This is a genomic window from Leptothrix discophora, assembly GCF_030705305.1.
In the GTDB taxonomy this organism is placed as follows: Bacteria; Pseudomonadota; Gammaproteobacteria; order Burkholderiales; family Burkholderiaceae_C; genus Sphaerotilus; species Sphaerotilus discophorus.
This window is the reverse complement of the sequence record NZ_JAUZEE010000004.1, coordinates 300,375-315,118: the sequence shown is the minus strand read 5'-3', so window position 1 is coordinate 315,118 and position 14,744 is coordinate 300,375. Positions and strand designations below refer to the sequence as shown.

The following is a 14,744-nucleotide window of genomic DNA, read 5'->3' as shown; positions in this document are numbered from 1 at the left end:
CAGGCGTGGTCGGCACCGAGGGTGCCAAGACCCTGACGCTCACCGCCACGCGCAACGGCGTGACGTCCAAGCCGGTCCAGTACACCGTCACGATCGACACCCTGGTCGGCACACCCAGCCTGCGCCTGAACAGCGACACCGGTCGCCTGACCGACGACGAGATCACCCGCGACAAGACCGTTCTGGTCGAGGGCCTGGAGCCCGGTGGCACTTGGCGCTACAGCGTCAACGGTGGCGCCTCCTGGAGCGGCGATCAGGTCACCGGCGAGGGCACGACCGGCAGTTTCAGCATCAGCCCGGATGCGGCGCTTGTGCCCGGCAAGGTCCTGGTCTATCAGGTCGACGCCGCCTTGAACCGGAGCGACTCGGCCGGCAACACCGTCACCTGGACCATCGACACGAAGGCGCCCGAACAGCCCGTGTTCACGCTGGCGAATGCCGTGCTGCAAGGTGCCACGGCGACCGAGGCCGGCACCGATCTCGGCACGCTCGCGGCCGAACGCGACAGCCGGGTCGTCATCACCTTCACCAACAGCGCCAACCCGGCGGACGTGAAGACCGTGGTGCGCGACTTCTACGTGGCCACGGCCAGCGCCGCGACCCTGGCACTCAGCACGCAGGAGCAGAACGACCTGGGCGACGGCACCATCGTCGTCAAGGCCGTTGCCACCGACACGGCCGGCAACGAAAGCGAAGCCGGCCAGACCAGCTTCGTGCTGGATCGCTTGGCACCCCGGCCGGCTCAGGTTGCGGACAACCGCGACGCCGTCATCACCCGAGAGACCGTCACCTACACCGTCACCTTCGACGAGTCCCTCGTCGGCAGCATCGGGCCGTCCAACTTCCAGGCCGTGCACAGCGACAGCGACCTGAGCGTCACCGGCACCGTCGAATCGGCCGAGTACGTGGCGGGCAGCGACCAGAAGAAGGTCACGGTCGTCGTGAAGCCGAACGCCAACCTGGCCGATGACGTCCTGCGCCTGCGCCTGATCGGCACCGGCCTGACCGACGCCGCCGGCAACGCCGTGCTCAACGCCGACCTCGGCGCCGCCGGCCTGAACGCCAGCGCCAGCAGCAACGGCGCCCAGCGGATCGACACCTTGGCGCCGACGGTCACCGGCGTCACGGACAGCGTCACCACGACGCCCGACGTGACCGCCACGGCCTTCACCTTCCGCGTCACCTTCAGCGAGCCGCTGAACGCCAAGCCCACCCCCGCCAACTTCACCGTCAGCAACGGCGGCACCGTGACGTACGTCGCCGAGGCCGACGCACTTGCACCCAACACCTACATCGTCAGCGTCAACCCGCCCGCCAGCACGGCCAACGCCCTGCTCAACCTGGGCCTCGTGGCGGGCAGCCTGACCGACGCGGTCGGCAACCCCCTGCTCAGCGTCACCGACCTGGGCAGCCTGGGCGGCGTGCAGGCCATCGACACCGTCGCACCAACGATCACGGCCTTCGCACCCACCGATGGCAGCACGAAGGAACTTCCGCCGGTTGGCTCCATCACGCTGACGTTCAGCGAGGCGGTCGTGGCCGGCAGCGGCGACATCGTGCTGACGCCCGACACCCTTGACGCCGCGACGGGCAAGGTTGTGCAGACCATCGCCGTCGGTTCGTCGGCGGTCGTCATCTCCGGCAACACCGTCACCATCACCCCGACCGTCCCGCTGGCCAAGCTGACCCACTACACGCTGACCCTGGCCAGCGGCGTGCTGCGCGACCCGGCTGGCAACGACCACGCGGGCCTGAGCGCCTCGGGTCCGACCGTCTACGACTTCACCACCACCGACTCGAACATGACGCTCGAGAAGCTGGCCGGTGACGATGTCGTCAACGCCAACGAGAACAGTGCGACGGCCGGGCTCACCGTGTCCGGCCACATCGTCGGTTCGACGGCACAGATGGCGGCCTACAGCTCGGCCTCGTTCCAGGCCAAGCTGACCGCCGCAGGCCACCCGGATGTCACGGTCACCGGCATCGAGTACGTTCCCAGCACGGGCTCCTGGACCGGCAACATCGCCCGCAACACGCTCGTCGACGGGGTCACCTACACCCTGGAAGCCGAGGCAAAGGCCACCACCACCAGCGGCGGCATCAACAAGGATGCGCTGAGCACGGCCCAGGCCAGCATCAAGGTCGACACCTCGGTCGCACTGCCGACGATCGGCCTGAAGACCGACAGCGTCGGCCCGCTGCTGCTGACGACCACCGGCGCGATCGATGGCGTCACGAACGATCCGATCGTGCAACTCAGCGGCCTGGAACCCGGCGCGTCCTGGCAGGTCCGCATCAACGGCGGCAGCGCGGGTGCGCCCAACGCCAGCGGCGTCCTGACGTCGGGCCTCTGGGCCACGCTGGATGCAAGCGCCACCACGGCCACCTTCTCCCTGCCGGCGGGGACCTACGGCGTCGGCAAGGTCGAGTTCCGGCAGCGTGACGCCGCCGGCAACAACGGCGGGTTCAACAGCAACACGATCATCTGGACCATCGACCCCGACAGGCCCACGTCGGCCACGCTGGCCCTGCCGCCGGCCATCGTCGGCGGTGCCACGGCCGCAGAAACCGAGGCAACCGCCGGCGTCCTGACCGTGCGCGCCAGCGAGGCCGACCTGGCCGTCAGCGTCCACCTGGTCAACCACGACCATCCGACCCAGACCCTGGACCTCCCGGACTTCCTGTCGACCGGTCGCGACCAGGCCCTGCGACTCACCGCCGAACAACGCACGGCGCTGGGCGAGGGCACCATCGACGTCAGCGTCGTCACGACCGACAAGGCCGGCAACGCCAGCCCGGCCGGTGAGGCGTCCTTCAAGCTGGACACCGTCGCGCCGACGGTCCTGTCGGCAGCCAAGAACATCTCGGACCTGCTGACGCGCAGCGAGGTGGTCTTTGCCGTCACCTTCAGCGAGGCACTGAACGCCGATCCAGTCGCCGCCAACTTCAGCGCCACGCATGGCACGGTCACCGGCGTCACGCGCGACACCGGCACGAACATCTACCGCGTCACCGTCCAACCCGATCCGGGATTGGACGGAACCGACGACCGGTCCGACGTGACACTGACCGTCGTGGCCGGCACCCTGACCGACGTCGCCGGCAACCCGCTGGCGCCGAGCACGCCGCTGACCAGCGTGGTCCAGCGCATCGACAACGTGGCACCGGCCATCCTCTCGGTGACCGACAACGTCACGACCCTGCCGGACATCGCCCGCGGCGACTTCCGGTTCACCGTCGAGCTGTCCGAAGCCGTGGCGGTTGCGCTCACGCCGGCGAACTTCACCGCCACGGACGCGACCGTCACCGACGTGGTGGCCGTCGACGGCACCCATTGGAACGTCTTCGTCCGGCCGAACGCCGGGCTGGACCCCCGCAACGTGGTGCTCGGCTTCGTGGCCAACGGCGCCGCCGATGCGACCGGCAACACGATGCTTGACGTGTCGAGCCTGCAGTCCCTGGGTGGCCTGCAGGTCGTCGACAACGTGGCGCCGACGGTGAACAGCTTCAGCCCGGTGGACAAGAGCGAGAACTCGGGCGTGGCCGACGAGCTGCCGCCGGTGGGCTCGGTGGTCATCACCTTCAACGAGAACGTGGCCAAGGGCACGGGCAGCATCACCTTCACGCCGGCAGCCGGCAGCAAGGTCATCGACGCCGAAGGTGCGATCACCACAGAAGACGTGCCCACCGTGACGGTGGACGTGAGCACCGCGCAGGTGGTGGTGAGCGGCAACAAGGTGACGATCACGCCGACGGCGGGCTTTGCCAAACTCACGAACTACACGGCCAGCATCCCTGCGGGCGCCATCACCGACGTGGCGGGCAACGCCTACACGGGCACCGTCGAGTACGACTTCAAGACCACCAACACCAACGTCCTCATCGACGGGGTGACCAGCGACAACGTCGTCAACGCGGCCGAGAACACGGCGGGCTTTGCCATCAGCGGCTCCATCGCGGGCAACAGCGGTGTCAAGAGCAGCTACAACGCAGGCAGCTTCAAGGTCACGCTCACCAGCGCGGGCTTGCCCGAAGTGACGGCCGCCGTCAGCAGCTACGACAGCACCACCGGCATCTGGACTGGCTCCGTGGCCAGCGGCAAGCTGCAGGACGGCAAGACCTACACGGTCAACGTCGAGGCCACGGCGATTGCGGGCGGCTCCATCACGGTGGGCAACAAGTCCAATGCGACCAAGTCCTTCACCGCCGACTTGTTGGCGGCTGCGCCCAACATCGCGCTGACCACCGACAGCAGCAACGCCAGCTTGGGTGGCACCGGCACGGCCGGCGACGGCCTCACCAACAGCGGTGCCATCAAGGCACCGACCAACGTGGAGCCCGGTGCCACGCTGGAATACCAGGTCACCAAGGACGGCTCGGTCATCCAAAGCTGGGCCACGGGCTACACCGCCCCGGCCGCAGACGCCACCAAAGACGGCGCGTACAAGGTCGAAGCGCGCCAGAAGGACGTGGCGGGCAACACCAGCGGCATCACCACGGTCGACTTCACGCTCGACAGCACCAAGCCGGGCCTGACCAACGCCAGGCTCACGACCGACAGCACCAACGACATGGCGCTGGGCGGCGGTGGCTCGACCTCGGACTTCCTGACCAACGTGTCGGCCATCACGGCCCCCTCGGGCACCGGCCTGGAAGCCGGCGCGGTGGTCGAGTACAGCATCAAGAAGGGCGCCACGGGCACCTTCGGTGCCTGGACCACGACCTACACCCCACCCACGGTGGACGATGTGTACGAAGTCAAAGTGCGCCAGACCGACAAGGCGGGCAACGTGGGCCCCGAGCAGACCATCACCTTCACGCTGGACACGACCGCTCCCGCAGCGCCCGATGCGCGCTTGACCACCGACAGCAGCAACGCGGCGTTCAGCGGTTCGGACACGGACAAGATCACCAAGAACGGCGCGGTCACCGGGCCGACCGCTGCCACGCTCGAATCGGGCGCCCTGGTGGAATACCAGGTCAAGAAGGACGCAGGCACCTACACGGCGTGGAGCAACGCCTACCCGACACCGGCCGCATCGGGTGCCGATGGGGTGTACACGGTCAAGGTGCGCCAGACCGACAAGGCTGGCAACGTGGGCTCTGAGCAGACCGTCACCTACACGCTGGACACCACGGCGGCCATGGTGGAGAGCATCACGCTGTCCGGTGCCACGGGTGCGCAGAACAACTTCCTCAACGCCGGCGATGTGCTCACCGCCACCGTCAAGCTCACGGAGGAGGTGTCCGTCACCGGGTCGCCCACCCTGAACCTGCTCATCGCTCCCGGCACCAGCCCCGTGTCGGCCACCTTCAAGAGCCTGGGTGCCGACCTCAAGACCCTCACCTTCGAGTACACGGTGAAGACCGGCCAGCTGGACACCAGCGGCGTCAGCATCCCCGCCAACGCGCTGGTGCTGGGCACTGCGGACATTCAGGACAAGGCCGGCAACTCGGTGACCGGCATCTCCATGACCTCTGCTGCGGTCACAGACCACGCCACCTACATGGTCGATGCCGTGGCACCCACCGTCGACGCCAGCATCTTGCGGGCGGAAGACAACTTGGCCACGGGCAACCCTTGGCGCGCAGGTGCCAACTCGCTCTCTGTCATCCAGGGTGGGGTCGGGTATGGCAACTTTGCCGGTGCGGTGGTGAACTTCACCACCACCAACACGTTCAGCGCGAGTGGCTGGTTCAAGGACAGCGGCGCCTACAACAGCAACAACGTGTACTTGGCGGTGAGCTCCGGCATCACAGGGCCCAACCCGACCGGCGGCAACACGATGGCCTATGTCACCCTGGCCACGAGCGGTGTTGCTGGCGACACGAATCTCTACCTCAGCCTCCAGTCGCCCGGTGGTGGCACAACGGTGACCACCCGCATCCTGCCCGACACCGACTGGCACAACGTGGCGCTCACAGGGGTGACGGTCGGTACTTCAACGACCTGGAATTTCTACTATGACGGCATCCTGGTCGCCAGCACCATCGGCTACCGAAACTTCGGTACTGCCGCGAGCACCTACGCACTGACGCTCGGAACCGGCGTCAACCCCAACTTGGGCACCGGTTTCGGCGGCAACATTGCCGAAGTAGCGGCCTGGAACAAGGTGCTCACGCCAGCCGAGCTGGTGGCCGACCCGCTGCTCACGCGCAAGGCCGAGCAAGTGGTCTACGCACCGCTCAACGAAGCCGCAGGCTCGACCACCTTCACCAACGTCGCAACCGATGGTGCGGGCGGCACGGGTGGCTACGTGCGCTCTGGTGGCAACTTCTTCGACAAGACCGGCTTCCGCGCCGCAGACGAAACCATCAATGCCGATGGCTTGACCAACGACACCACGCCCACCCTCAAGGGGCAGCTGAACGCGGACTTGGCCACCAACGACGAAGTCGTCGTCTACAAGGACGGCACCCGACTCGGTGTGGCCACGGTCAGCGGCAGGGATTGGAGCTACACACTCACCGCAGGGCAGGCCTTGACGGAGGGCAAAGCCACGTTCAAGGCACGCTTGGAAGACAAGGCGGGCAACGTGGCCAGCAGCTACTCGTCCGACTTCAGCATCACCGTGGACACGACCGCGCCCGCCGTGGCGGGTGCGGCGATCACGGCCACGCCCGTGGTCATCGCCTCGGCAACCGGCATCCAGAGCAACACGCTCAACGCGGGTGACGTGGTCACCATCACCGTCAAGTTCTCGGAAAAGGTCTGGGTCACCGGCACGCCACAACTGGGCCTGACGGTAGGCACCGACACCACGCCCAAGGCCAACTACGCCAGCGGCAGTGGCACCGACACCCTGAGCTTCGCCTACACCATTCTGGCGGGCCAGAACGATGTCACCGGCATCGGCATCGCGGCCAACGGCTTGACGCTCAACGGCGGTCGCATCGTCGACGCGGTGGGGCAGGTGGCCACCTTCAACCTGGCCCATGCCTTGGTGGCCGACAACGCCAGCTACATGGTGGACACCACCGCGCCGGCCGCGCCCAACATCGGCTTGACCCTTGACACCGACAACGCCTCAGCAGGCGGTGGCGGCACCAATGGTGACCGCTACACCAGCGACGCCCGTTTGAGCTTCCCCACCTCAGGCAGCACGATCGAGTCGGGTGCACTGGTCCAGTACAAGGTCAGCCGCAAGTCCAGCAGCACGGCCACCACCTACGACACGCTTGTCAGCGACTGGAGCGACAGCTACAGCGCCCCCGGCAGCGACGGCGACTACCAGGTCGAGGTGCGCCAGTACGATGCGGCAGGCAACCTCAACACGGCCAGCCAACTCGTCACCTTCACGCTGGACGCCACCAAGCCGCTGGCACCCACGATCTCGGTGATCGACGATGCCTTGCCGGTCACGGCGACCTACACCACCAGTGGCGTCACCAGCAACGACACCACCCCCACCGTGCGCATCAGCCTGTCGGGCACCAACGCCGTGGTGGACGACGCCCTGCAGCTGTACAACGGCACCACGGCATTGGGCGCGGCGGTCAAGCTGACGGCGGCCCACTTCACGGACGGTTTTGTGGACATCACACCGTCCGCATTGCCCACCACCGCCGGCACCGACCACGGCTTCAATGCCCGCATCACCGACAAGGCGGGCAACCAGAGCGACGTGGCGACCAGCAACTTCCAGTACCGGTTGGACACCACCGCGCCTGGCGCGACCCTCGTGGCCGAGACGCTCACCAACAACAGCGACAACGCCCAGGTCACCAGCACCGAAGCCGGCACCGCCTACCTGGTGCGCACCGACATGACCGGCTTCACGAGCGCAGCGGCCATCGAGGCCCTGGCAGCAGACGCCACCACTGGCACCGGTGGCCAGGTCTGGGCCAAGACCACCGTGGCGGCGGCCACGGCCACCTCGCTGAGCACCACCGGCCTGGCCGCTGGCACCTACAAGCTCTACACCGTCGATGCGGCGGGCAACCTGAGCACAGGCAGCACCAACAGCGTCACCGTTACCCGTGGCTACACGCTGCACGGCGACTACAACGGCGTGTCCGTAGAGGGCTGGAACCTGATTGCGCCCTACACCACGGTTTCCGGGGTGAAGACCTACTACTACCTGGACATCAGTGGCGATGGCACCAGCGCCGGCACCGACACGACCACCTTTGCGACATCACTCAACAAGCTCTTCAACAGCACCAGCACGGCAACCACAGCGGCGCTCGTCTCGGACAGCAACCGCAGCAACACGGTCATCTTGCCGAACTTCAAGTTGTCGCTGCCGACCGGCCCGCTGAACGGCGCAAGTGCGGTCGCACTGGTCAACAACAGCACGGCCAACACGACCGACACCGCTGCGCTCTGGGATGAGCTCAACGGCACGACGGGTGCGAACGTCGTGCCAACAGGCTGGCGTAGCGGCTCAATCTATTACGCCGCCGCGTCCTTCAGCGGGTCCTACTCGACTTGGTCGAACATCAACTTCATCGGTGGTACGACGTATGGTGCCTATGACACCTGGAATCAGAACGTATTCCTCCAGCTCGAAGTCCTGAAACCGGCCATCAGCATGCCCGCGGCGAACGACAAGGGCCCCAGCAACAGCGACGGCATCACCAACGTCAGCACCGATGTGCTGTCCGTCACCAACCTGGTGTCCGGCGACACCTGGTGGTTCAGCACCGACAACGGCGCCAACTGGACTTCCAAGGGCACCGTGGCAGCGGGCGTCACCACCGGCACCATCAGCCTGTCCGACGCCGCCACCACCGCCAACGGGACCAAGTACGCTTCGGGCTCGGTGCAGGTCGTGCTGACCAAGCCTGAGCCAGCAGGTTCGTCCACCGTGACAACCGCAGGCACCAAGCTGACAGCGGCAGCCTTGGCCGCGTTGAAGCAGGACGGCGAGATTGGCAAGAGCACGATGGACTACACCATCGACGCCAGCGTGCCCACCGTGACCACACGCCTGGCCACGGTGCAAGACAACGTGGACAGCTACACCTGGACGCAGCCGGCCACGGCCCTGCGCATCGGCAGCACGGCCGGTGCGGCCAATGCCAACAAGGCCAGCGTGTCGGCCTCTGTCAGCGGCGACTACACGATCGAGCTGTGGTTCAAGGCCGATGCGCCGGCCGCAGGCGGCGGGGTCACGCAGCAGATCTTCGGCACAGGTCCGGTCGAGATGGTTCTCACCGCCGCTGGCAACCTGCAAGGCCTCTCCAGCACCACCGCCACCTACGGTGTCGTGTCGGCTGGCTGGCATCACCTCGCCGTGTCGCAGTCGGCCGTGAACACCGGCACCGCCCTCAACCCGGTCTACGCCTACACGGTCTTCCTGGACGGCGTGCAGCAGACGGGCAGCCTGTCGCTCAATACGGCCCCGTCCGCTGCGGCCACCATGAACGTGACCTTGGGCAACTCGCCCTATGCCGCTCGCGCCTGGGGCCTCAACGGCTTGATTGGGCCGGTGCAGATCTGGGACAACGCCCGCGCCCGCACCGATGTGCTGGCCGACATGCGCAACCTGGGCCTGAGCGACGGCAACCTCAAGGGCCATTGGCTCATGGACGAGGCCAGCGGCACCACACTGGCCAACCAGGTCAGCGGTGGCAGCGCAGGCAGCATCAACGCCGGGGCCGCCACGGTCTCGCTGGGGGCCGCAGCGGGCCGCAGCTTCAACAGCAACGACCCCACGCCCACGCTCACCGGCAGCGTGAGTGCCGCGCTCGGTGCCAACGAGGTGCTGGCCATCTATGACGGCACCGTCGAAGTCGGCACGGCGACGGTCAACACCGACCTCAGCTGGAACTTCACGCCCACCACGGCTCTGAGTGCTGCCACACACACATTCACGGCCCGCGTGCGTGAAACCGCTGGCAACCTGGCGGCGGCCAGCGGCAGCGTCGCCGTCGTGGTGGACACCACCGCGCCCACCGCAGACGCCACCAAGCCGTCCGACATTGGCTTGGCCGTCAGCGGCAGCAGCGGTGCCTCTACCGACACCTCCGCCACAGGGAATGGCGCCACCAGCCTCGAAGCCACCACGCGCCTGATCGACATCACGACCGAAGCCGGCGCGTTGATGACGGTCACACTCTCGCGCACGGGCGGCGGCACCGTCACCAAGACCGTCGTCGGCAACGGATTGACCGTTGTGGGCATTGCCCTGACCACGGCCGACGTGGCCACGCTGGGCGACGGCGTCATCACTGTCAATGCGGTCGCCACCGATGCGTCTGGCAACACCGTCAGCGCGGCGCCCACCAGCTTCAAGCTCGACACCAAGGCGCCCACGCTGAGCATCACCGACACCACGAGCGCAACCGCCTCGGGTGCTGTGACCTACACCTTCGACTTCGGCGAAAGCGTCACCGGCTTCGATGCCGCCGACATCACGCTGACCAACGGCACCAAGGGCACGTTCGGCGCGGTCGCAGGGTCAAACAACGCCAAGTACACCTTGGTGGTCAACCTGCCCTCGGGCACCGAAGGCACCGACCTTGGCGTGAGCGTGGCAAGCGGCACCGGCATCGGCGTGGCGGATGCTTCTGGCAACAGCTTCATCGCCGGCGCAACCGCAGCGGCGCAGGCCTGGGACACGAAGGCGCCCACCATCAGCAGCTTCACCTCGACCACGGCCGACGGCAGCTACAAGGTGGGCACAACCATCAACATCACGGCCACCGCCAGCGAGGCCCTGGCCTCGGGTGCGAGCATCACCGCCACCCTGAACTCGGGCGGCACGGTGACCTTGACCCGTGATTTGACCGACGCCACCAAGCTGACCGGCACCTACACCGTGCTGGCTGGTCAGAACAGCACCGACCTCGACGTGAGCAGCTTCACGGTCGCCTCAGGCACCAACGATGCTGTGGGTAACGTCATGACGTCCGGCCTGCCCACGGCCACGGCGAACACCCTTGCCGGCGCCAAGGCTCTCGTGGTGGACACCCAGGCGCCCACGGTGGTATCCGTCACCGACAACGTGTCGGACACGTGGACCGGAAGCGACTTTGTCTTCACGGTGACCTTCAGCGAAAAGGTGGAGGGCACCTTGGGGACCGGCCACTTCACGGCCAGCAGCGGCAGCGTCACGGGCGTCACCGCCAAGGGCCTGAACGCTTCGGGCCAGGATGTCTACGAGGTGAGCGTAAGCCCGCCCACCGCGACCGCCACCGGCAGCATGTTCTTGACGCTGAATGGTCTGGCCGGCGGCGTGCAGCTCCAGGACGCACTCGGCAACAACGTGGCCGCCAGCACCAGCCTTGCCACACTCGACACGCAGTCCATTGACACCGTGGGGCCCGTCGCCACGGCCAGCCTGACCCGTGCCAAGGACGATGTGGCGGAGTTCCTCTGGACCGTCGCGGCGACGCAGGCCACACGCATTGCTGCGTCGACGATTGCGAGCACGTCGACCAACCACGTCACGGTGACCGGAACGGTGGGCGGCAGCATGACCTTTGAGGGCTGGTTCAAGGCCGATGCGCCCACGTCGACGAACAACCAAGACTTGTTCATGCTCACCATACCCACCTCGGCAACGCCAGCAGGTGACAAGTACGTGGAGCTGTTCCTGCAAGCCGGCAGCCTTGTCACTTGGAACAGCGTCACGTACGCCAAGACCATGGGGTCCTTCAACTCGAGTGCCTGGACACACTACGCCATGACCACCGATGGCGCGGGCACCTGGCAGCTGTTTGTGAATGGGGTGCTCATGAACACCGTCACGGGTGCGCAAACAGTGCCAGCCGCGGCGAACGTCACGCTCAAGTTGGGCAACCACTTGACTGCAGGACAGAGCTTGAACGGGTTGGTGGGCAACGTCCAGATCTGGGACAGCCAGCGCACCGCGTCCGAGATCGCGCAGGACATGACGACCGTCATCAGCACCGACACGAACCTGAAAGGCTCGTGGTTGATGGATGGCTCGACCACCAACCTGGTGACGGGCGGTGCCGTCGCGACCCGAGGGAGCGGTGTGACCGAAGCGGCCATCAACCGCAGCTATGTCAGCAACGACGGCACGCAGACCGTGGAAGGCAGCATCTCGAGCACGGTTGACGCCACCTACAAGGTGGTGGTGTTCGATGGCGCAGTGCGCCTGGGCGAGGCCGTGGTCTCGGGCACCAGCTGGAGCTTCAACACCCCAACGCTGGCCGAGGGTGACCACACCCTCACCGCCCGCTTGTCCGACAGGGCCGGCAACATGTCAGCGGCAAGCCTCAGCTACGCCGTCAACATCGACACCAAAGCCCCGGCCGTCGACCTGGATGATTCGGTGGACACGGTGCAAGCCAGCTACAGCTTCACCGCCATTGATCCGCTGAACATCACCATCGCACCCAAGATGGCGCTGCCTGCCGAGACCGACATTGCCAAGATCACGCTGGTTGTGGGGGGCAAAGCCAGCACCGACGTGTTGAGCCTGGGTGCCACTGCCCTGACACTCGACACCACCGCACAGTCGGGCAGCAATGCCACCATCGGCACGACCGGTGTGGACTGGGCTTACAACGGCAGCATGCTCACCTTCACCAAGAACGGTGGCGGCAACTTCACGGCTGCCCAGGTGCAGCTGATTGAAAAGGCGCTGACCTTCTCCACATCTGAAACGACGCCCTCAAGTGCGCCCACGTTTGCGTTCACCCATGTGGACGCGACCGGCAACGCCAGTGCGAGCGCCACGATCAATGTGACGGTGTCTCCGCAGCCGTACATCACGTTGTTCAGCGACACCACCGAAGCCTCGGTGGGGCGGATCGGCAGCACCGAGAGCGACGGCGTGACCGCTGCGGGTCTGCTGGCCGTCCGAGGGCTGGGCACCAGCTGGCAATACAGCCTGAACAACGGCATCAACTGGGAGAGCGTCACCGACACCGACGGAACCAAGGCCAGCACCTTGTGGACCGGCGTCAGTGCTGATGCGACGGCCGCGCGCATCTATCTGGCCGAAGGAACCTACACCGCAGCCAATGTGCTGGTGCGCCAAGACGCTGCAAGCACCACCAACTACGGCCTGCGCCGTTTCACGCCCACCAACTTGGAGGTGGACTGGTTCACCAAGGCCACCGAGCAAACCGGAATCCGCGTCAATGGGGTGCGGAGCACCGACGCAGGCCGAACCACAGCCATATCGGGTGACGCAGCAGGCGATGGAACCTTGGTCAACGGCGCCACAGGCACCGGCAAAGGAGAAACGCTGACCTTGGCGCACCTGGGCCTGGAGCAGGGCAAGCAGTCGGGCGTCGAGAGCCCGGCCAGCGTCACCTTGACCTTCAGCAACCTGAGCAACGTCAAAGTCTTCAAGACCAGCGGAGGCGTTTCCAGCGAGACCACGAGCGTCACCATGAAGGACGTGATCGACGGCATCGTCAAGCTCGAATACAGCCAGGCCGACAGCAGCTTCACCACCAGTGGGGCGTTTGCACGGGCCGACTACACCGTCAGCGAGACCGGCTGGAACAGTGCCGTCAACTACAGCCGCAGCCTGGCATTCATCTTCACGAACAGCAACGCGCTGATCTATGGTGATGCGTCCGGTAACGGGGCGCGCGGACACACCGCCTACACCGCAACCGGTGGCGTCGTCGCCGAGGCCGGTGCTGCGGGGCTGGACAGCCTTCTCGGTGGCTCTGGCAATGACGTGGTGATGGGTGACGGCTCCGGCGGGGGCGGGTCGTACGGCTTAGGTGCGGTAGCTCCACGGGCCGGTGGCAGTGCGGGTGGAGCGGCCGACGTGATCTACGGTGGGGCTGGAAATGACCTGCTCTTTGGTGACGGCTATTCAGGGAGTACCGTCGCTGTTTTCGGTTCCGGATCACCCGGGGCAGAAGGTGGTTTGGGTGGCGGCGGTTCCGGTGGCTCCTACAACAACTTGACCGCGGCGACCGCTGCGCCAATCTCTACCCCTGTGGGTGGTGGTGGCGCCGGTGGCGCTGCCCCGGGATCCACAGCGGGTGTGGGCTCGGGCGGTGCAGCCACTGTGGGCAACACCAGTGCGGGTATGGCGGGGGTTTCCTTCACAACCACAGATGCTCAAGTCGGCGGCGGCGGCGGCGGCGTCCGGAACGGTGGACTCAATCAGAACGCCGCTGTGATTGAGGACACCGGAGCGACCGTGAATGGTTGGGTGTTCAACAACACCACCGTGACGGGTTACAACAGCCATTCCCAGATAACCGTGGTGTATGACGGATTGCTGGGCCGCATGAAGTCCAACCTGACCATCACCAGCCAGACCCCCGGTGTGGGCCTTGACACCATTTGCGGTGGTGCGGGCAACGACTGGATCGCCGGTGGCAACGGTTCAGACGCCATTTACGGCGGCACGGGCAACGACGTCATGTGGGGCGTGGGCGGCGCCGTCAGCGGTGCCAACAACGATGTCTTCTATTGGCAGCGCGGTGATGCAGGCACAAGCGCGTCTGACCAGATCCGGGACTTCACGCCATGGACGGGCGCGACCGGCATGACGATTGACCTCAGAGGCCTGCTGGAGAACCACGTCAATGGCAGCACGCTGAACCTGAAGGACTGGATCACCAGCATCACGTTTGGCGCCGCCAGCAGCACGACGGCGGCAACGATCAACACCAGCATGGGCAGCGTGTTCGGTGACTCGACGCTTCCGACGACGACGGCGGCCACCCAGATGGTGATCGACGTGGACGGCGCGGGCGCTGGCACCGTCACGCAGACCCTCTACTTCCGCAACTGGAGTGCGGGCACGGCCAACCCGGACACGTGGGTCGCCAATGCCTGGCTGGTGGTTTGA

The 14,744-nt window shown here is 66.3% G+C and carries 1 protein-coding gene (only partly in view); it reads left to right on the top strand.

The features are described from left to right. Positions 1-14,744 carry the 3' portion of an Ig-like domain-containing protein gene (locus Q8X39_RS10150; protein ID WP_305749542.1) on the top strand. It extends 14,275 nt beyond the left edge of the window, so only the last 14,744 of its 29,019 coding nucleotides appear in the window; its start codon lies off the left edge, out of view; it ends in the stop codon at positions 14,742-14,744.